The 19,576-nt window shown below is 71.7% G+C and carries 21 protein-coding genes and 1 pseudogene; 17 read left to right on the top strand and 5 right to left on the bottom strand.

Going from position 1 to position 19,576, the window contains the following annotated elements; all coding sequences use genetic code 11:
* Positions 1 to 25 precede the first annotated feature (25 nt).
* The 5 genes from BLW04_RS09710 to BLW04_RS09690 all read left to right on the top strand — a co-directional run bounded on the left by BLW04_RS09710 (position 26) and on the right by BLW04_RS09690 (position 4,757).
* A complete protein-coding gene (locus BLW04_RS09710) occupies positions 26 to 1,237 on the top strand; it encodes an ABC transporter substrate-binding protein (protein WP_091539358.1) in 1,212 nt (403 codons plus the stop codon).
* A gap of 75 nt (positions 1,238 to 1,312) precedes the next feature.
* Positions 1,313 to 2,203, top strand: coding sequence for a branched-chain amino acid ABC transporter permease (locus BLW04_RS09705; RefSeq protein WP_091539355.1), 891 nt, complete (start codon positions 1,313 to 1,315; stop codon positions 2,201 to 2,203).
* The gene (locus tag BLW04_RS09700; protein ID WP_091539351.1) at positions 2,200 to 3,243 is read left to right on the top strand and encodes a branched-chain amino acid ABC transporter permease; all 1,044 of its coding nucleotides are present in this window, start codon (positions 2,200 to 2,202) and stop codon (positions 3,241 to 3,243) included. Before BLW04_RS09705 ends, BLW04_RS09700 begins: the two co-directional genes overlap by 4 nt.
* Positions 3,240 to 4,055 (top strand): ABC transporter ATP-binding protein, encoded by an 816-nt coding sequence (locus tag BLW04_RS09695; RefSeq protein ID WP_091539348.1) that lies wholly within the window; start codon positions 3,240 to 3,242, stop codon positions 4,053 to 4,055. Before BLW04_RS09700 ends, BLW04_RS09695 begins: the two co-directional genes overlap by 4 nt.
* Positions 4,056 to 4,757: an ABC transporter ATP-binding protein gene (locus BLW04_RS09690; RefSeq protein WP_091539344.1), complete on the top strand. Its 702-nt coding sequence runs from the start codon at positions 4,056 to 4,058 to the stop codon at positions 4,755 to 4,757. It abuts the gene before it with no gap.
* 94 nt (positions 4,758 to 4,851) lie between these two features.
* On the opposite strand, the gene BLW04_RS09685 is transcribed toward BLW04_RS09690, so the two are convergent.
* On the bottom strand, positions 4,852 to 5,502 hold the full coding sequence (locus tag BLW04_RS09685; RefSeq protein WP_091539340.1) for a GNAT family N-acetyltransferase: 651 nt from the start codon (positions 5,500 to 5,502) through the stop codon (positions 4,852 to 4,854).
* 183 nt (positions 5,503 to 5,685) lie between these two features.
* Between BLW04_RS09685 and boxC the strand changes: the two genes are divergently transcribed.
* From boxC to BLW04_RS09655, 6 genes are all read left to right on the top strand, one after another.
* Complete coding sequence (gene boxC, locus BLW04_RS09680; RefSeq protein WP_091539336.1) at positions 5,686 to 7,413, top strand: 2,3-epoxybenzoyl-CoA dihydrolase; 1,728 nt, start codon at positions 5,686 to 5,688, stop codon at positions 7,411 to 7,413.
* Positions 7,414 to 7,416: 3 nt separating this feature from the next.
* A complete protein-coding gene (gene boxB / locus BLW04_RS09675) occupies positions 7,417 to 8,898 on the top strand; it encodes a benzoyl-CoA 2,3-epoxidase subunit BoxB (protein WP_217630957.1) in 1,482 nt (493 codons plus the stop codon).
* A gap of 162 nt (positions 8,899 to 9,060) precedes the next feature.
* Entirely contained in the window at positions 9,061 to 10,746 is a 1,686-nt protein-coding gene (locus BLW04_RS09670; RefSeq protein ID WP_254781221.1) for a benzoate-CoA ligase family protein, read from the top strand.
* Positions 10,743 to 11,810, top strand: coding sequence for an NAD(P)/FAD-dependent oxidoreductase (locus tag BLW04_RS09665; protein ID WP_091539332.1), 1,068 nt, complete (start codon positions 10,743 to 10,745; stop codon positions 11,808 to 11,810). The genes BLW04_RS09670 and BLW04_RS09665 overlap by 4 nt, the downstream gene beginning before the upstream one ends.
* A gap of 27 nt (positions 11,811 to 11,837) precedes the next feature.
* Positions 11,838 to 12,167 (top strand): ferredoxin, encoded by a 330-nt coding sequence (gene fdxA / locus BLW04_RS09660; RefSeq protein WP_091539328.1) that lies wholly within the window; start codon positions 11,838 to 11,840, stop codon positions 12,165 to 12,167.
* Positions 12,167 to 12,685, top strand: coding sequence for a gamma carbonic anhydrase family protein (locus BLW04_RS09655; RefSeq protein ID WP_091539325.1), 519 nt, complete (start codon positions 12,167 to 12,169; stop codon positions 12,683 to 12,685). The genes fdxA and BLW04_RS09655 overlap by 1 nt, the downstream gene beginning before the upstream one ends.
* Positions 12,686 to 12,697: 12 nt before the next feature.
* Here BLW04_RS09655 and BLW04_RS09650 read toward each other — a convergent pair whose 3' ends face one another.
* Entirely contained in the window at positions 12,698 to 13,414 is a 717-nt protein-coding gene (locus BLW04_RS09650; RefSeq protein ID WP_091539322.1) for an SDR family NAD(P)-dependent oxidoreductase, read from the bottom strand.
* A gap of 71 nt (positions 13,415 to 13,485) precedes the next feature.
* Positions 13,486 to 14,346: an amidohydrolase family protein gene (locus BLW04_RS09645; RefSeq protein ID WP_091539461.1), complete on the bottom strand. Its 861-nt coding sequence runs from the start codon at positions 14,344 to 14,346 to the stop codon at positions 13,486 to 13,488.
* A gap of 265 nt (positions 14,347 to 14,611) precedes the next feature.
* On the opposite strand from BLW04_RS09645, the gene BLW04_RS29310 reads away from it, so the two are divergent.
* Both BLW04_RS29310 and BLW04_RS28290 read left to right on the top strand, forming a co-directional pair.
* The gene (locus BLW04_RS29310; protein WP_305777657.1) at positions 14,612 to 14,965 is read left to right on the top strand and encodes a 3-hydroxyacyl-CoA dehydrogenase NAD-binding domain-containing protein; all 354 of its coding nucleotides are present in this window, start codon (positions 14,612 to 14,614) and stop codon (positions 14,963 to 14,965) included.
* Between the two features lie 21 nt (positions 14,966 to 14,986).
* The gene (locus tag BLW04_RS28290) at positions 14,987 to 15,220 is read left to right on the top strand and encodes a 3-hydroxyacyl-CoA dehydrogenase NAD-binding domain-containing protein (protein WP_305777656.1); all 234 of its coding nucleotides are present in this window, start codon (positions 14,987 to 14,989) and stop codon (positions 15,218 to 15,220) included.
* Positions 15,221 to 15,234: 14 nt separating this feature from the next.
* On the opposite strand, the pseudogene BLW04_RS28285 reads toward BLW04_RS28290, so the two are convergent.
* Positions 15,235 to 15,312 (bottom strand): annotated as a pseudogene (locus BLW04_RS28285) (hypothetical protein); the annotation flags it as partial.
* Between BLW04_RS28285 and BLW04_RS09635 the strand changes: the two are divergent.
* Positions 15,313 to 15,840: a hypothetical protein gene (locus tag BLW04_RS09635; protein ID WP_091539318.1), complete on the top strand. Its 528-nt coding sequence runs from the start codon at positions 15,313 to 15,315 to the stop codon at positions 15,838 to 15,840.
* Here BLW04_RS09635 and BLW04_RS26620 read toward each other — a convergent pair.
* Entirely contained in the window at positions 15,762 to 16,040 is a 279-nt protein-coding gene (locus tag BLW04_RS26620; RefSeq protein WP_175483975.1) for a hypothetical protein, read from the bottom strand. The two genes, BLW04_RS09635 and BLW04_RS26620, sit on opposite strands and share 79 nt — an antisense overlap.
* Positions 16,041 to 16,302: 262 nt before the next feature.
* On the opposite strand from BLW04_RS26620, the gene BLW04_RS09630 reads away from it, so the two are divergent.
* From BLW04_RS09630 to BLW04_RS29145, 3 genes are all read left to right on the top strand, one after another.
* Positions 16,303 to 18,165, top strand: a complete 1,863-nt coding sequence (locus BLW04_RS09630; protein ID WP_091539314.1) for a glycoside hydrolase family 15 protein — start codon at positions 16,303 to 16,305, stop codon at positions 18,163 to 18,165.
* 76 nt (positions 18,166 to 18,241) lie between these two features.
* Positions 18,242 to 18,784 carry a carboxymuconolactone decarboxylase family protein gene (locus tag BLW04_RS09625; RefSeq protein WP_091539310.1) on the top strand — a complete coding sequence of 181 codons (543 nt, stop codon included), beginning with the start codon at positions 18,242 to 18,244 and terminating at the stop codon, positions 18,782 to 18,784.
* Positions 18,785 to 19,371: 587 nt separating this feature from the next.
* Positions 19,372 to 19,494, top strand: a complete 123-nt coding sequence (locus BLW04_RS29145) for a hypothetical protein (RefSeq protein WP_256375474.1) — start codon at positions 19,372 to 19,374, stop codon at positions 19,492 to 19,494.
* Positions 19,495 to 19,576 lie beyond the last annotated feature (82 nt).

Genomic DNA, 19,576 nt, shown 5'->3' with positions numbered 1-19,576 from the left:
CGTCCCTGCCACTCCGGAGACCCTCATGGACTTCCCAGATCTGTCCCGCCGGTCCTTCCTCGGCGTCCTGGGTGCTGGGGCCGGGACCCTCGCGCTCTCCGCCTGCGGTGGCGGCAGCCTCGGCGGCGGCAGCGGCGCAGGCAGCTCGGGCGGCGGTGCCGTCAAGGTGGGTCTGGTCATCCCCCAGGCCGGGGTCTACACGCCGCTGGGCGTCGACATGCAGAACGGCTGGCAGCTCTGGCTGGACCAGAACGGCGGGAAGATGGGCGACTACACCGTCACGACCGTGACCGCCGACGAGGGCGAGGGCCCCGACACCGGCGTGCCCGCCATCCAGGGCCTGCTGCAGAACGAGCAGGTCGACGTGGTCGTCGGCATCGTGAACTCGGCGACGGCGCTGGGTGCCGCCGCCCAGTTCGCCGAGGCCAAGAAGTTGCTGCTGATCTCCAACGCCGGCGCAGTGGCGATCACCGGCGCGGCCCGCACCCCCTACGTGTGGCGGGCCTCGTTCACCAACGCGCAGAACTCGGCGGCCATGGGTGAGCACCTCGCCAAGGAGGGCGTCGGCCCCGTCTACATCATGGCGCCGGACTACGCCGCCGGTCAGGAGAACGTCGTGGCGTTCACCAAGGCCTACGAGGGCGGCGGCGGCACGCTCGCCGGCCAGGCACTGACCCCGTTCGGCACGACTCAGGACTACCAGCCCTTCCTCTCCGGCGTGCAGGAATCCGGGGCCAAGGCGGTGTTCTGTTTCTACTCCGGTGGCGAGGCGGTCACCTTCGTCAAGCAGTACGACCAGTTCGGTCTCAAGGCCACGACCCCGTTGTACGGGTCGGGCTTCCTCACCGAGGGCAGCGTGCTGAAGGGCCAGGGCGCCTCGGCGGTCGGGGTGCAGACCGCACTGCACTACTCGACCGAGATCGACAACGAGGCGAACACCGCCTTCGTGGCGGCCTACCAGAAGGCCTACGACGCCCTTCCCACGTGTTTCGCGATGGCCACCTTCGATGCGGCGAACGTGCTCAACCGGGCACTGGCCGAGGCGGGGGACGTCACCGGCGACGCCCTGTCCGGCGCGCTCGATGGCCTGGGCGTGATCGACGACAGCCCCCGCGGGCCGTGGACGTTCAGCGGTCAGAACCCCAAGCAGACGGTCTACCTGCGGGAGGTCACGATGCAGGGCAGCAGCCCGATCAACGCGGTGGTGAGCGAGCTGGGCGTCTACGACCAGCCGTGATCCTCCCGCCGCCGGTCCGCGGCTGGGGCGGACGCCCCGGCCCGGACCGTTGCCCACACCCATAGGAGCCTGCCCATGGCCGGCTGGTTCGACGCGAACCTGGTCAGCATCCTGAACGGTTTCGCCATCGGCTCGCTGCTGTTCATCCTCGCGGTGGGACTGTCCATCGTATTCGGGATGATGGACGTGCTGAACCTCGCGCACGGGGCGTTGTACCTGGTCGGGTCGTACCTGGCGGTGACCTTCGCCGCAGGCGAGCCGTCCTGGGGGGGTTTCCTCACCGCGCTGGGCATCGCCGCGCTGGCCGGCCTGATCGCCGGGGGCGCACTCTCGGGCATGACCGAGCCGCTGGCCCGCAGGCCGATCCTCGACCAGGCCTTGCTGACCCTGGGTGTCTCGCTGGTCGTCGCCGAGGTGCTGTCGATCATCTACGGCAACGACGTCTTCTCCATCTCCCCGCCCCCCGGGCTCGACGGCAGCGTCGCGGTGGCCGGCAACGCCTATCCGACCTATCGGCTCGCCCTCATCGGGGTCGGTCTCGTGCTGGCCGTCATCGTCTTCGTCGTGGTCGAGCGGACGTCGGTGGGCGCCCTGGTGCGCGCGAGCGTCGCCGACCGCGACATGGTGTCGGCGATGGGCATCGACAACCGCAAGGTCAAGGTGGCCGTGCTCGCCATCGGGTCCATGCTGGCCACCGTCGCCGGCGTCCTCGGCGGCCCGGTGTACGGGGCCCGCCCCGGCCTGGACGACACCATCCTGATCCTCGCGCTCGTCGTGGTCGTCATCGGCGGCCTCGGCTCGGTCAAGGGAGCCCTCATCGGCGCGCTCGTCATCGGTCAGGTCGAGTCGCTGGGCCGCGCCCTGCTGCCCGACCTCGCCTCCTTCATCCTCTTCGGCACCCTCGCGCTCGTCCTGGTGCTACGGCCGCGCGGTCTCTTCGGCCCCCGGAAGCTGGCAGGCACATGAGCGACGTGGCCATCGTCCCGGCGGCCGAGTCCGCTCCTCCCCCGGCATCCCCCGGCCGCCCGCCCGGCCGAGGCCCCCGCCGGGTGGTGCCGGCCGTGCTGGCGTTGCTGATCCTGCTGGTCCTCGCCGCGGTGCCGCTGTTCGTCGACCCCTTCGGCACCAGCACCTTGTCCCGCGTCCTGGTCTTCGCCCTGTTCGCCGTCAGCCTGGACCTCCTGGTGGGGGTCACCGGACTCCCCTCGCTCGGTCACGCCGCCTACTTCGGCGTCGGCGCGTACACCGCCGGTCTGATCTCGCTGCACGTGACCAGCGAGGGCGTGGTCCCGGTGCTCGCAGCCGCGGGAGCCGGCGCGGTCGCGGCGGCGACCACCGGGTGGCTCGCAGTCCGTAGCAGCGGCGTCTTCTTCCTCATGCTCACCCTGGCCATCGGCGAGCTCGTCTTCCAGCTGGCACAGAGCCTGTCGTCGGTGACCGGCGGCTCCAACGGGCTTTTCGGCATCCCGGCAGTGCGCGTCGGCGGCGCGGCACTGACGCTGCCCGGGTACGTCTACTGGTTCGTGCTCGTCGTCGCCGTCCTGGGCTTCGGCATGATGTGGCTGATCTCCCGCTCCCCCTTCGGCGCGGTGCTGCGGGGCATCCGGGACAACGAGCCGCGGATGCGGTCGCTGGGGTACTCCCCGTTTCGCTACAAGCTGGCCGCGTTCGTGCTGGCCGGTGGCTTCGCGGGCCTGGCGGGCGGACTGTTCGCCGCCCAGGTCCGACTCGTGACGCCGTCCGAGGCCGGGACCGCGGCCAGCTCACTGGTCCTGCTGGCCGTCATCCTCGGCGGCGCCGGCACGCTGTGGGGGCCGGTGCTCGGCGCGGCCGTCGTCGTCTGGGTCCGGGACGCGCTCGGTCCGAACCTGGATGGGCACGGCCCACTGGTGCTCGGGCTGGTGTTCGTCATCGCCGTCTACGTGCTGCCCCGTGGGTTCGCCGGCCTCGCCGGGCTCCGCGCCCGCCGCACCGGCCCCACCGGCCCCACCGGAGGCACCGCATGACCTCGCCGCTGCTGTCGCTGTCCGGAGTGAGCCGGCACTTCGGTGCACTCAAGGCGGTCGACGACGTCTCCCTCGACGTCCCGGCCGGTGCCCGACATGCCCTGATCGGACCCAATGGCGCGGGCAAGAGCACCCTGTTCAAGCTGATCACCGGGAGCATGCCGGTCACCGCCGGAACTCTCACCCTGGCCGGCCAGGACCTCACCGGCCGGTCGGAGCCGCAGCGGGCCCGGCGCGGGATCAGCCAGACGCTGCAGCACTCCAGCCTGTTCCTCAGCCAAACGGTCGAGGACAACGTGCTGCTCGCCGCACAGCGCCGGCACGGCTCCCGGCACTCCCTGCTCCCCCGTCGGCAGGCTGCGGCACGGGACCGGGTCGGCGGCCTGCTCGTGGACGTGGGGCTGGAGGACCGGGCGGGCACTCCGGTGGCCTCGCTCTCGCACGGCGAACGGCGGCAGCTGGAGGTCGCGGTCGCGCTGGCCTGCGAACCCCAACTGTTGCTGCTCGACGAACCGGCCGCGGGCATGTCCCCGGCAGAGAGCGGGCGGCTGGTCCGGCTGCTCCGCTCGCTGCCGGCCAGCGTCACGCTCGTCATCGTCGAGCACGACCTGGACGTGGTCTTCGCCCTCGCCGACGCGGTGACGGTGCTGCACCTGGGCCGGGTTCTGCTCACCGGTACGCCGGACGAGGTGCGCGCCAGCCCGGCCGTTCAGGAGGCCTACCTGGGTACCGGCCGCGAGAATCTCTTCCTCGACGGGCCGTCGTCGACGGCCGGCACGCCAGGGACATCGGTCCGTACGGAGGTGGTCTGAGTGTTGGAGGTCCGCGGACTGGAGGCCGGCTACCGGCGCAGCACGGTCTTGCAGGGCCTCGACCTGGACCTCGAGTCCGGGCGTGTGCTCGGCCTGCTGGGCCGCAACGGAGTCGGCAAGAGCACCCTGGTCAACACGCTCATGGGGTTGGTACACGCCTCGGCGGGCACGGTCAGGGTAGACGGCCGGGACGTCACCGGACGACGCCCGGACGTCGTCGCCCGCGCCGGCGTGGCGTTGGTGCCCCAGGGACGCCGGGTCTGGGCACCGCTGTCAGTGACCGAACACCTGGATCTGGCGGCCCGCAGGGGCCGCGGCCAGGGCCCGTGGACCATCGAGCGCGTCCTGGAGCTGCTGCCCCGGCTGGGCGAGCGGCGCCGACACGGCGCTGGGCAGCTGTCCGGCGGTGAGCAGCAAATGCTGGCGATCGCCCGGGCGCTGCTGACCAACCCCCGGTTGGTGCTCATGGACGAGCCCTCCGACGGGCTGGCCCCCGCAGTCGTCGACCTGATCGGCGAGGCGCTCAGCGGGATGAAGGCCGAGGGGGTGACCCTGCTGGTGGTCGAGCAGGATCTCCACCTGGCCTTCGCCATCGCCGACGAAATCGCCGTCATGGACAAGGGCCGGGTCGTGCACCGGTCGCCGACCCCGCAGTTCCGTCGCGACAGCTCGGTCGCACACGCCCTCCTCGGGGTGGCCTGACCGCTCGACCGCCGCGGCATGCGGAGCATCCCGCGCCGGTCGAGCGGAACATGGGAGGCGCTCGGCGCAGCCGGGGCGTAGCCCTCCCGGTCCTTCAGAAGCGGTGCTGCTCCTGGTCGACGTAGCCGCCCTGCTCCTCCGCGCCAGGTCCGAGCGGTTCGCCGTCCGCGTCAGGGGCGTCCGACCGCGGCCGGCCGACGGCGCGGTCCCGCTCGGCCACGTACCGGGCGCGCCGCGCCTCGTCGGGCTCCGCAGCCCGACCTGTGCCGGGCCGACCACGCTGGTGCTGCCCGATGTCGCGTCCCCGGTCGCTCACCTGCTTGCGCAGCCGGCCGTCCTCGGTGCCGGCAAACCCCCGGGCCTGGAACCACGCGACCACCGCGTCTCGTTCCGGATGCGTGTCACGCACCACATTGAGCACGTAGTTGAGGCCGCGTGCGGCGGCCTCCTCCTCCAGCCGGGCGAGCGCGAAGGCCCCCGCCCCGGTGCCGCGGGCGTCGGCCTCGATGGCCAGCAGGATCTCCGCGTCCCCCCACACGTCGTCCAGCCAGCCGTACCCAATGACCCCGTCGGGACTTTCGACCCGCCACCAGTCACCGGACAGCCGGTCGCCGGGGCGCCGCTCCTCGGCGCGGAAGACACCCTCCGGAACGGTGCCGAAGACCCGTTCCCGGTCGGCGTCCCAGCGTGGGTCCTCCTCCTTCGCCCAGCGCAGTCGAGCTGTTCCCGCGTCCACCGTCACCATGTCGACTCCTCCCGGTCGGCCCGTCCTGGACCGGCCCCAGCCTCGCAGATGGCCGCCGGATCGAGGAAGAGTCAAGAATCCGCATGTCTACACTCGACTGACGGGTTGCACTATTCCGTGTAGCACGTCAGGATTGACCCGGAAGCCCGCGAGACTCCCTCGCATGTGAGCCCTGGAGGCAGCGTGACCACTCTCGAAGACGCCCGTCAGGCCGATGCCGAAGGGGCCGCTGCCGCCGTCCCCCAGCCGGTCTCGACCGTCTCCTTCGACACCTCGCCGGAGGCCTACCAGCACTGGTCGCTGTCGGTCGACGGCGAGATCGCCACCCTCCTCCTCAACGTGGCCGAGGACGGCGGGATCGTCCCGGGCTACGAGCTGAAGATGAACAGCTACGACCTGGGTGTGGACATCGAGCTCCACGACGCGGTGCAGCGCATCCGCTTCGAACACCCCGAGGTCAAGGCCGTCGTGGTCACCAGCGGCAAGGACCGGATGTTCTGCGCCGGGGCCAACATCAGGATGCTCGCGGCTTCCTCGCACAGCTGGAAGGTGAACTTCTGCAAGTTCACGAACGAGACCCGCAACGGCATCGAGGACGCGACCGCCCATTCCGGGCTGCCCTTCATCGCCGCGGTGAACGGGACAGCGGCCGGCGGCGGCTACGAGCTGGCGCTGTCGTGTGAGCAGATCGTCCTCGTCGACGACAACTCCTCGGCCGTCTCACTTCCCGAGGTACCCCTGTTGGGCGTGCTGCCGGGCACCGGCGGTCTGACCCGGGTGGTCGACAAGCGCGGGGTCCGGCGCGACCTCGCCGACGTCTTCTCCACCACCGCCGAGGGCATCGGCGGTGAGCGAGCCGTCCAGTGGCGTCTCGTCGACGCCGTGGCCAAGGCCAGCGACTTCCCGGCGGAAATCGCGAGCCGGGCATCGGCGGCTGCTGCGACGTCGTCGCGACCGGGCGCCGGCGCCCGGGGTGTGGCCCTCACCCCACTGGGGCGCGAAGAGGACGGCGACACCACCCGCTACAAGCACGTCCGCGTGGTGCTCGACCGGGCCGCGGGCACCGCCACGATCACCGTGCTCGGACCCACCTCGGTCCCCTCGTCTGTCGAGGAGCTGCACGAGCAGGGCGCCCAGGGCTGGCTGCTGGCCGCCACCCGGGAGCTCGACGACGCGATCCTCCGACTCCGCACGAACGAGCTGAGTGTCGGCACCTGGCTCCTGCGGACCGAAGGCGACGTCGAGACCGCCACCGCCATGGACCAGTTCCTCCTCGCCCACCGCGAGGACTGGCTGGTGAACGAGCTCATCGGCTTCTACAAGCGCACCGTGAAGCGACTGGACACCACGTCGCGAAGCCTGTTCGCGCTGATCGAGCCGGGCAGCTGCTTCGTCGGTGCGCTGGCCGAGATCGCATTCGCTGCCGACCGCTCGTTCATGCTCGAGGGGCAGTTCGAGGACGACGACGAGCCGGCCCCCCCGGCGGTTCTCCGGCTCGACGAGTTCAACACCGGCCCGCTGCCGATGAGCAACGACCTCACCCGCCTGCAGGTGCGGTTTTTGGGGAGTGCCGAGGAACTGGCTGCCGCGGAGGCCGCGGTCGACCGGGACCTGCTCGCCGCTGACGCCCTCGGGCTGGGCCTGGTGACCACCGCGCCCGACGACATCGACTGGGAGGACGAGGTCCGCCTGCTGATCCAGGAGCGGGCCAGCTTCTCACCCGACGCGCTCACCGGCATGGAGGCCAACCTGCGCTTCGCCGGTCAGGAGACCCCGGAGACCAAGGTCTTCGGCCGACTCACCGCATGGCAGAACTGGATCTTCCAGCGGCCCAACGCCGCTGGCCCCGAAGGAGCGCTGCGCCGGTACGGGACCGGTCAGCGGGCTGACTACGACAGGAAGCGGGTCTGACCCATGACCACGACTGAGAGCACCCCCTCGACCGGGACGGTCACGGGCGAAGCCCCCACCCCCACCGGTCCGGTGTCGAAGATCGACTACAGCGAGAAGATCCCGAACAACGTCAACCTGAAGAACGACCGGAAGCTACAGCGCGCCCTGGAGAGCTGGCAGCCGAAGTTCCTGGACTGGTGGAAGAACCTCGGCCCGTCCATCCCGACGCACGACGTCTACCTGCGCACCGCCGTCGCGGTCGGCCGGGACGGCTGGGCGCACTTCGATCGGGTACCGATGGAGGATTACCGATGGGGCATCTTCCTCGCCGAACAGGACCCCGACCGGAAGATCAGCTTCGGCCAGCACAAGGGCGAACCTGCCTGGCAGGAGATACCGGGCGAGTACCGCTCCGACCTCCGGCGACTGATCACCGTCCAGGGCGACACCGAGCCCGCCTCGGTCGAGCAGCAGCGGCACCTGGGCATGACCGCGCCCTCGCTCTACGACATGCGCAACCTCTTCCAGGTGAACGTGGAGGAGGGCCGGCACCTGTGGGCGATGGTGTACCTGCTGCAGGCCTACTTCGGGAAGGACGGGCGCGAAGAGGCCGAGCAGCTGCTCAAGCGCAACTCCGGCGACTTTGACAGCCCTCGCATCCTCGGGGCCTTCAACGAGGAGACCACCGACTGGCTGCAGTTCTTCATGTTCACCTATTTCACCGACCGGGACGGCAAGTACCAGCTCGGCACGCTGAAGGAGAGCGCCTTCGATCCGCTGGCCCGCACCTGCGAGTTCATGCTCAAGGAAGAGGCGCACCACATGTTCGTCGGGACCACCGGCGTGCAGCGCACCGTCCAGCGGACCGCCGAGCTGATGAAGCAGCACGGCACGGACGACATCTGGGAGTACGGCGGCATCCCACTGTCGGTCATCCAGAAGTACTTGAACTTCCAGTACTCGGTGTCGATGGACCTCTTCGGCTCCGAGACGTCGTCCAACGTGGCCGGGTACTACACCTCCGGGCTCAAGGGCCGCTGGATGGAGACCCGTCGCAAGGACGACCACGTGCTGCACGACCTCACGATGGACGTTCCGCTCATCGAGGACGGGAAGATGAGCACCCGTACCGTGCCGATGCTCACCGCGCTCAACCTCGACCTCCGCAACGAGTACGCGGCCGACTGCGAGAACGGCGTCAAGCGGTGGAACCAGGAGCTGGAGGAGGCCGGGCTCGACGAGCGGCTGACCGTCCCCCACCAGGGGTTCAACCGCAAGGTCGGGGTGTTCGCCAGCCACAACGTCACACCAGCGGGCGAGATCGTGGACGACGCCACGTGGGAGCGGACGGTCGGCGGGTACCTGCCCAGCCCCGAGGACCGGGCCCAGGTTGCCGAGCTGATGGTGCCGCACTACGAGACGGGTGAGTTCGCCGGCTGGATCTCGCCGCCGTCGGTCGGCATCAACTCCCTGCCGGTCGAGTACGACTACGTCCGCTTCTGAGTTCATCGCCGGTCGGGTGCGCGTGTGAACGGCGCACCCGAAGGTCGCGGCCGGGCCCTCTCCATGGCCCGGCCGCGGCCATGACGCCCGGCACTCCATCGGCAGCACCGCCGGTACCGGACCCAGCCGGAGCGGCTCCTCGGCACTGAAGGGACTCCCAGCGTGGCCATCCTCGACACCGCACCGCCCGCGCACCCCGGCCTGCCGGCCGACACCGCGACCTCCTCACGACACGAGAGCTTCAACGCCGCTGAGTGGCTGGTGACCCGGCACGCCCTCGCGACGCCCGACCGGCGGGCGATCACCGCCGTCGACCTTGACGGCAGTGTCCGCACGCTCAGCTACGGTCAGCTCGAAGCGGAGGTGCACCGGTTCGCCGCCGCGCTGCTCGCCTCCGGCGTCCGCCCCGAGGAGCGCCTGCTGCTCTGCCTGGGTGACAGCCCGGAGTTGCTCACCGCCTTCCTGGCCGGCATGCGGATCGGTGCGGTGCCCGTGCCGGTCAGCACGATGCTCAAGCCCAAGGACATCGGCCTGATCGCCCGGGACAGCCGGGCGCGGATGCTGGTCGTGAGCTCGGAGTTCGCTGCACTGGCGCCCGCGGTCGGCGGCCTGCCGGACCTCGCCGACGTCGTGGTCCTGACCAACGACCCGCTGCCCGACGTCGCCGGAACGCGGGTCCGCGACTGGGACACGTTCGTGTCTGCCGGCGCCGACCTGCTGGACCGGGTCGCCGTGCCGTACCCCACGGTGCCCGACTCCCCGGCCTTCTGGCTCTACACCTCCGGCACCACCGGCACCCCCAAGGGGGCGATGCACCGGCACGGGTCGCTGCGCGACACCGCGGAGACCTACGCCCAGGACGTGCTCGCCATCGGCCCGGACGACGTCACCTTCTCCGTCGCGAAGTTCTTCTTCGCCTACGGCCTCGGCAACACCCTCACCTTCCCATTCTCGGTCGGCGCGAGCACCGTGCTGGACCGGTCGCGACCCAGCCCGGCCGGCACCCTCCGGGTCCTGCAGGAACACCGCCCGACGTTGTTCTTCGGCGGCCCCACGTACTATGCCGCGCTGCTGTCCGCCGGGCTGCCCCTCGACTCCTTCGCCGGGGTCCGGGCGTGCGTCTCGGCCGGCGAGGCCTTCCCGGCGCCCCTGTTCGAGCGATTCACCAGCACCTTCGGCGTGGAGATGCTCGACGGCATCGGCTCCACCGAGATGCTGCACATCTTCATCTCCGGCCGCCCCGGGCGTACCCGCGCGGGGGCCACCGGCGAGATCGTGGCCGGCTACGAGGCGAAGATCGTCGACGACGACGGACAGCCCGTCCCGGACGGCACGCCGGGCAACCTGTACGTGCAGGGCGACTCGGCGGCCACCGGCTACTGGTGCCGCACCGCGACGACCCGCGGGGTCTTCGAGGGAGCCTGGGTACGCACCGGCGACACATACGTGCGCAGCGCCGACGGCTACTACACGTCGCTGGGCCGCACCGACGACATCATCAAGGCCGGCGGGATCTGGGTCTCCCCGACCGAGGTGGAGGAACGGCTGCGCACGCACTCCGAGGTCCTGCAGGTCGTCGTGGTGTCGGTTCCCGACGTTGACGGGCTCGACAAGCCGGTGGCGTGCGTAGTCCTGACCCCCGGTTCTGCCACGACCACCGCCGACCTGGTCAGCCACTGCCGCGAGGGCCTGGCCGCCTTCAAGCGACCCCGGCACGTCCTCGTCTTCGACGAACTGCCGCAGACGGCGACCGGCAAGCTCCAGCGCTTCCGCGTCCGCGAGATGGCCCTCGCCCGCATCGACGGTGCGACCATTCCCGCCCCTCTCCACCCGGGAGCCCCCGCATGACCGCCACGGACACGCTGACCCCGACCGACGCAGCAGGCACGGGCCGCAAGGTCGAGGTCGACCTGCTCGTCGTCGGGGCCGGCCCGGCCGGCCTGTACGCCGCCTACTACGCCGGGTTCCGCGGACTGCGCACGGCGATCGTCGACAGCCTGACCGAGCCCGGCGGCCAGGTGATGGCGCTGTACCCGGAGAAGAACATCTACGACGTGGCTGCGCTCCCGGCGATCAAGGGCCGCGACCTGGTGGCCGGGTTGGTGCAACAGGCCGCCCGGTTCGACCCGGTGTACGTTCTCGGCGAGCGCGCCGACAGCCTCACCAACGACGCGGGTCAGCGGCCCCGGCCCGGCGACCGCCTGCTGGTGACCACCGACCGCGGCACCCGCATCCGCTGCGGCGCCGTCGTGGTCACCGGCGGGATCGGCACCTTCACCCCTCGACCGTTGCCCGGCGGGGCGGAGTGGGAGGGCCGCGGGCTGACCTACGTGGTCAAGGAACTCGCGGCCCACGCTGGGCAGGACGTCGTCATCGTCGGCGGCGGGGACAGCGCGGTGGACTGGGCCCTGGCACTAGCCGACATCGCCGCCTCCGTCACGCTGGTGCACCGGCGCAAGAACTTCCGCGCCCACGCCGCCAGCGTCGGCGACATGGAGGCGGGCCCGACCATCGTCGTCACCGATGCCCAGGTGAGTTCCGTGGAGGGCGCGGACCGGGTGCACACCGTCCACGTGCGGCACAAGGACGGCACGGTCACCCCGTACAAGGCGCAGTCCGTGATCGCCGCCCTCGGCTTCACCGCGGACATCGGCCCGCTGGAGACCTGGGGCATCGACATCATCGACCGCAAGATCCTGGTCGACACCGCGATGCGCACGACGCTGTCCGGGGTCTACTCCGCCGGCGACATCACCGAGTACCCCGGCAAGGTCCGGCTGATCTCGGTAGGTTTCGGCGAAGCAGCCACGGCCGTGAACAACGCCGCCACCTATCTCGACCCCGACCAGCCGCTCTTCCCAGGCCACAGCAGCGACGACCCCGCCGGCATCGGCGCCGGCGCCCCCGCCTGAGCCCGACCGCACCCGAGGAGACATCCCGTGCCCTACGTCATCGGCGCCGAGTGCATCAACACCACCGACATGTCCTGCGTCGAGGAGTGCCCGGTCGACTGCATCTACGAGGGCGACCGCAAGCTCTACATCAACCCCAAGGAGTGCATCGACTGCGGCGCCTGTGAGCCGGTCTGCCCGGTCGAGGCGATCTCGCAGGACCGTCGGGTGAGCCCGGAGAACGAGCCGCACATCGCCGACAACCGACGTTTCTTCATCGAGCCGCTGCCGGGCCGCGACGCCCCACTGGGCAGTCCCGGTGGCGCCACCAAGGTGGGGAGGATCGGCATCGACACCGAACTGGTCGCCGAGGTCTGATGGCTCTCTGGGCGCTCGACGGCGTCGCCCCCGAGGTCCATCCCACCGCGTGGGTGCACCCGGAGGCCACCGTGATCGGCCGGGTGTGGATCGGGCCTGAGGCCAGCGTCTGGCCTCAGGCCGTGCTGCGCGGTGACTACGGGGAGATCCGCGTGGGCTCCCGGACGTCGATCCAGGACGGCACGGTGCTGCACACGACCGAGCAGTGGCCAACGGTGATCGGGAACGACTGCGTCGTCGGCCACCTGGCTCACCTCGAGGGTTGCACGGTCGGCAACCGCTGCCTCATCGGCTCGAACTCGGTTGTCCTCAACCGCGTCGTGATCGGCGACGGATCGCTGGTCGGTGCCGGCGCACTCGTCCCGGAGGACACCGAGATCCCGCCCGGCCACCGGGCGCTGGGCGTACCGGCGCGCGTACGGCCGGGGGCGGACATCGCGCGCGCCGTCGACTACGGCGTCGCTGTGTACGTGGAGAACGCCCGCCGTTACCGAGATGGGCTCACCCGGGTCGGTTGACCTCGAGCGCGGTCAGCGCAGTCCGCCGGTGGCCTCCACGACGGTGCCGGTGACCCAGCGGGCGTCCGGCCCGAGCAGGAAGGCGATCACGCCGGCAAGGTCGTCGGGGGTGCCCAGCCGGCGCAGCGCGGGCGCCCCGGCCATCGCCTCGATCGCCTTCTCACTGGTGCCCGAGCGCAGCTGCGGGGTGTCGGTGGCGCCGGGCCGCACCACCACCACCCGGATCCCCTGCCTGCCCAGTTCCTTCGCCGCGACCCGCGCGGCCGCCTCGGCCGCAGCCTTGGTCATGGCGTAGCTGGCCTGCCGGGCCGGCGCGAGCTCGGCGGCCACCGACGAGACGACCACGACGGCCCCGCCCTCAGGCAGCAATCGGCCGGCGTGCTGCAGGGTGAGCACCACCGACCGGCCGTTCAGGGTCCAGGCGTCGTCGAGTTCGTCGACGGTCAGCTCGGCGAGCCGGGTGTAGGTCCAGGCGCCGGCGCAGTGGACGACGCCGGCCAGCCCCTCCCCTGCAGCCATGAAGGCGGCGGCCAGCGAGCCGGGATCGCGGACGTCGCAGTGCGTGGTGCGGACCCCGGCGCCCAGCTCGGCGCACAGCTGCTGCGCCCGCTCGGCGCCGGCGCGGTGCGTGAAGAGCACCGGCACCCCGTCGGCCGCCAGGCGCCGGACTGTCGCCTCGCCGATCCCGCTGCTACCCCCGAGGACGAGCACCGTGCCTCTCTCCGTCATCCACTCACCCTACGGGTCGAACACCGTGCCGCGATGTCCATGTAGCACATCGACCGGCCGGACCCCGCGCGTCAGGCGGGGTCGAGCCCCGAGTACACCCGGAGCGCGTTGCCGCCGAGCACCAATGGGACGACGTCCTCGGACAACCCGAGCGCGGCGACGGCGCGGGCGTTGGCGGCCTGCCCGGGGACGCCGGGCCAGTCCGTGCCGTAGATCCACTTGCGCGACAGCCGGCCGAGGTCGAACCGGCTGTAGTACTCCGGCAGTCGCTTCGGGGGCAGGCCGGACAGCTCGATCCAGACGTTGTCGCGGGAGACCGCGAGGAAGGCGGCCGCGTCGTACCACCAGCCGCGCCCCCCGTGGGCGAGCACCACCTGCAGGTCGGGGAAGTCTCGCAGCACCGCGTCGAGGTGCACCGGGTCGGCGTAGGCGTTGGTCGACCCCGGGAAGGTGCTCGTCCCGCAGTGCACGACGAGCGGCACCCGCCGCTCGACCAGCACCGCGTAGGCGGGGTACAGCGCCGCGTCGTCGGCGCGGAAGCCGCCGTGCACGGGGTGCAACTTGAGCGCGGCCGCGCCCAGGTCGAGCTGCCGTTCGAGTTCGCGGGCGATCGGGAAGTGCAGGTGCGGGTTCACGTTGGCCACCGGCCGGAAGCGGCGGGGGTTCTGCTCGACGATGGGCAGCAGGTCGTCGAACAGCTGGTAGCCGGTGGCCTTGGGGCTGTACTCGCAGAACAACAGTGCGACGTCGACGCCCTCGTCGGCGAACAACCGGTCCAGCTCCGCCGGCTTCGGCGTGCCGTCGGCCGCCCAGACCTCCTCGAGAATGCCCGGCCGGCCGAACGTGCGGGCCCGGTCGACCCAGGCGGGCGCCAGCGTGGACAGCTGCGGCACGTGGACGTGCGCGTCGACGAGCACATGACCGTCAAGCACTGCGGGCTCTCCGTTCTCCGTGGCGGGCCGGACCCTGCGGCTCACTGTCCCATCGTCGGTCGCGAGCACGACCAGCGAGCTACACATCATCAACTTGTGGCATGGTGTCGCGTAGCACGTTCTCGGCGCCGGGGAGATCCGTGCCCGGGTCCAAAACCCTCAGGAACCGGGCTCGGTGGGTTGACACGCGCCGGGGCCGCGACCGGCCGGGGGTGTCGGCGTGACGGGCGTCCCAGCCCGGGTGGGCGTGATCGGCGGCGGCCGGATGGGGGCTGGGATTGCCCAGGTGTTCCTGGCCGTCGGCGCGCAGGTGGAGGTCGTGGAGGCCGACGACGAGGCCGACGAGGCGGCCCGCGGCCGGGTCGCCGACGGCCAGGAGGAGGCCGCCCGCCGCGGCACGTTGACCGGAGACGTCAACGCCGTTCTGGGCCACGCTCTCGCTCGTCGACTCGGCGGCGGAGCTCTCCCCCGGCACCGGCCTGGTCGTCGAGGCGGTCCCCGAGCGGGCCGACCTCACGATCGCCGTCCTCACCGCGGCGGAGACGGCGCTGGGGCCGACGTCGTGCTGGCGACCAACACGTCCTCGCTGTCGATCACCGAGCTCGCCGCGGCGCTGTAGCGGCCGGCACGCTTCCTCGGCATGCACTTCTTCAACCCGGTGCCGGCCTCCGAGCTGGTCGAGGTCGTCGTCGCCCCGGAGACCGCTCCGGAGGTCGGGGAGTCGACCCGCGGCTGGGTGCGCACACTGGGCAGACCGACGTCGTCGTCAACGACTCCCCCGGGCTGCAAGGTGGCCGCCAGCTCGGTGAGGAAGTCCGCGCCGGACGGGCGCAACGGATCGGTGCCCAGACACGCCAGGCCAAGCCGGTGCTGACCGAGGGGCGCATCGAGAGCGGCGCGGTCGACGCGTAGCGCGGCAACGGCAGCACCGTCGTCCCGGCCCGGCGGCGGCCCGGACAGCTCCACCTGTCCGCCAGGTTCCAGGTCACCCGACTGCCGCCCGGCAGTGCGGGCAGCGCGTCGACGACGGCCCGCACCCGCGGCCAGGGCACCCGCACGGCCGGGGCGTCCAGGTCGACGAGGTGGGCCTCCAGCTCCAGCCCGACCGGGCCCACGGCTGCCGGTGTCAAACGCGCGGCCCGTCTCGTGCTCGGCCGGCTGGTCGGCGCCACCCTCGTCGGCCCCCGCGCCGGGGAGATCCTCAGCGATCTGACCCTCGCCGTCCGGCACGGCTTGACCACCCGCGACCTCGCCGGCACCACCCACCCCTACCCCACCTACAACGACGCTGCGTGGAACGCAGCGGTCGCCGACGTCCGCTCTCGACTGGTCCGCCCGCCGGTCGGGCCAGCGCTGCGCGTCGCGGCCCGGCTCCGACGCGCGTGGCTGGATCACACGGCCCCAGACCCCTCCCCTCACTCCATCGGAAAGGCGGCCGGCCGCGGAGTCCTCAGCGGTGCCGCCGTGGGCGGCGGTGTGGCAGGGGCCCCGTAGACCACGCTGGTCGCGGCGGCGTACACGGTGTGGTGAAGCAGGCCGAGCACGATGTCACTCCCACCGCATTCCACGCCGGGCCCGACGCGCCGGTGGCCGGCCGAACCGTCTCTTGCGGCCGCGCTGGAGAGCTCGACGCCGAGCACAGCGCTGGCCGCGGTCGCCGCGGCGGCGTCGGGCAGGGTGCTCCGTAGGTTCATCGCTGTGCTCCTCCACGAGTGGGTCGGTCGAAACCTGCGGACGGGCACCTAACAGGCGGACACACGCTTTCCCCGGCCGGATCCGACGGGCTCGGTTGGCGGCACGGGAAGCGCCGGAGGCCCGGGCCGGGTTTCTCCCGCCGACGAGAGGAAACGCAATGGCAGCAGCAGAAGCGCCGTTCCGGGGCGCCCACCCACCGGGTCGGGCCGGCGGAAGCCAGAGAGCAGCCCACGTCCGCCGCGTCCCAGTTGAGGGCCGACCGTGAGCGACCTGCCGATCGGCGAGTACGGCTTCCTGTCCGACTGCCACAGCGCGGCGCTGGTGTCCCGGGCGGGCTCGGTGGACTGGCTGTGCTTTCCGCGATTCGACTCCCCGTCGGTGTTTGCCCGGCTGCTGGACGACGCGGCCGGGCACTGGAGCATCACCGCCGCCGCCGCGACCGGCATCCAGCGCGCCTACCTCCCGGACAGCCTCGTGCTGCGCACGGAGTTCACCACGGCGACCGGCATTCTGACGCTGACCGATGCGCTGGCCCTGGGCGCGGACAACCGCGGGCACGAGATCGGCGCCGGAGCCCCGCACCTGTTACTGCGGGTGGCCGAGTGTGTGGCCGGCGAGGTGGACGTCGACGTCGAGTACGTGCCCCGCCCGGAGTACGGCGTCGGCCGCCCGCTGCTGGAACGCGACATCAACGGCGAGGGCACCACTCTCACCACCCGCGGCGGACCGGACCGGCTGGTGCTCACCAGCACCCATCCGCTCGACGTGGACGGCGCGTCGGCGTCCGGGCGGGTGCGGCTGCGCGCCGGGCAGTCGCTGGCCGGCGCGCTGAGCTGGAGCAGGTCCTGGCAACCGCCCCCCGCGCCGTGCGCAGCGGAAGAGATCCGCGGCCGGCTGCAGGACACCCTCACCGGTTGGCGGTCCTGGTCGGCGGAACATCAGCGGTTCGACGGGCCGTGGGCCGAAGAGGTACGGCTGGCCGGCATCGTGCTGCAGGGGCTGACGTTCCAGCCCACCGGCGCCATCGTCGCCGCCCCCACCACCTCCCTGCCCGAGGCTCCGGGCGCCGGGCGGAACTGGGACTACCGCTACGGCTGGATCCGCGATGCCAGCCTCACCCTGCGGGCGCTGTGGGTCGCCGCCTGCCCGGACGAAGCGAGCACGTTCCTCGACTGGCTGGTCGGTGCGGCCTTCACTGATCTTCAGGCCGGCCGGCCGCTGCAGATCATGTACGGGGTCGCCGGCGAGCACGATCTGACCGAACGGGAGCTGCCGTACCTGTCCGGCTGGCACGGGAACCGGCCGGTCCGCATCGGCAACGACGCGTGGAGTCAGCACCAACTCGACGTCTACGGCGAGCTGCTCGACGCCGTGCACACCCTGGCCGACCAGATCGGCGAACTCGACAAGGTCCAGCGGCGGTTCCTCATCGGCGTCGCCGACGCTGCGGCTGCTGCCTGGCTGCAGCCCGACCAGGGCATCTGGGAGCTGCGCGGTGCCCCCCAGCACCACCTGTACTCCAAGCTCATGTGTTGGGTGGCAATGGACCGGGCGATCGACCTCGCCGGGCTGCTGCAGGCCCGGGACCGGGTCGAGGACTGGACGGCGACCCGAGAGGCGATCGCCGCCACGATCCTCACCGACGGGTTCCACGAGGAGGTCGGCGCGTTCACCCAGGCCTTCGGGTCGACGGTGATCGACGCCAGCGCCCTCATGGTGCCCATCGTCGGGTTGCTCCCCGGCGACGACCCGCGTGTGCTGGGCACCATCAAGGCGGTCAAGGACCGGCTGTGCGACGAGCGCGGGTTCGTTCGCCGGTACGAGGACGGCAGCGACGGCTTCGCCGGCACCGAGGGCGCGTTCGTCCTGTGCACTTTCTGGCTCGCCCACGCCCTCGCCCTGACCGGACAGGTCGACGAGGCCAAAGAGGTCTTCGCCACGGCACTGACCGCGGGCAACGACCTCGGGCTGATGGCCGAGGAGGTCGATCCCCGCACCGGGCACATGCTGGGCAACTTCCCGCAGGCCTTCAGCCACGTCGGCCTGGTGACCGCTGCATACGCGATCGCCGAGCTCGCGGACGGATCTGCCGGCGTCCACCGCCGGCCGCCGTCGACACGCTGACGATCGGCACCGGGAAGGCCCCTGTGCTCTCGCCGGGTTACCGCAGGGTCAGCCCATCGAGATCATGGAGGAACGAATGCCGCGCATCCCCGTGCACACCGTCGCCGACGCCCCTGAGAACAGCCGCGACGAGCTGAAGGCGCTGGAGGTGCAGTTCGGCAAGGTGCTCAACATCCACGGCGAGATGGCCCATGCGCCGGTGGTGCTGGCGGGCTACGTCGCGCTGCAGCAGGTCATCGGCGACTACGGCACGTTCGGCGCCGCCACCCGCGAGGCGATCGCGCTCGTGGTGGGCAACGTCGACCGCTGCTCCTACTGCCAGTCGGCGCACACCCTCGGCGCCAAGCGCGCCGGGCTCACCGAGGAGCAGACCGTCGCCATCCGCGAGGGCCGGGTCGACTTCGACCCCAAGCTCGCCGCGCTGCTGACCCTCGTCCGCGCCTCCTCCTCGAACCTGGGACACGTGTCCGACGAGGTGTGGCAGGCGGCGCTGGACGCCGGCTGGAGCGACACCGAACTCACCGAGGTGTCGCTGCACATCGCGCTGAACCTGTTCACCAACCACTTCAACCACCTGGTGGAGACCGACCTCGATCTCCCGCCCGCTCCCGGCCTGTGAGGTCCGGGCGTTCCGCGGCCGGCCCCGGCCGCGGAACGCCCGCCAGGCAGCGGGCATACCCTGCCTCGCTACCGGGCAGAACACTCGGGAACGGCCACCGACGGCAGGAGGAGTGGACATGAGAGCGACCACCAGGCGGCGGCCGGCCGGCCCACCGGCCGAGTCGGTGCGCCCCGGCTCGGGTGGCATCGGCCGGTCGTCCTCGGCGGCGGCCGAGCGGGTCAGCGACGACCTGCGCCGCGGCTCCGGAGACTTCCTCGAGCAGCGCCGGTGGATCGCCGGGCTCGGTTCGCTGGCCGGCACCGCTCTCGGAGTGGTGGGCCCGTACCAGTTCGGCGTGCTACATCGGGTTCCCGAGCCGCCGCTGCGGTTCCTGAACGCCGACGCCGTCGACGCCTCCGGCGAGGCCTACCAGGCGTTCAAGACCCCCGACGCCGCACTCGGTTTGGTCAGCGCGGGCGCCACCCTGGTGACTCGCCGGGATGGGCGCCCGCGACCGGGCCCGCGCGGCGCCATGAACACCGCTGGCGCTGGCGGCGGAGACCGCCGCGGACGCCGCCGGCGGCGGTTATCTGCTCGCCGAGCAAGTGACCAAGCACCGGGCCGTCTGTTCCTGGTGCACGCTCGCCGCGCTGGCCCAGATCGCGACGCTGCCGCTGGCGCTGCCCGAGGCGCGGGCTGCCTGGCGCGCCTCGCGGGGCCGGCGATGAGCCCCGCAGAGCTGCAGGAGGCCGTCGTCGACGGAGCGCCCGTGCGGTGGCTGGAGGCCGGGGAAGGCCACCCGGTCGTCCT

The organism is Modestobacter sp. DSM 44400, assembly GCF_900107175.1.
Lineage (GTDB): Bacteria > Actinomycetota > Actinomycetes > Mycobacteriales > Geodermatophilaceae > Modestobacter.
Note: the sequence above shows the minus strand (reverse complement) of the source record. Positions and strands in the feature narration are given on the sequence as shown.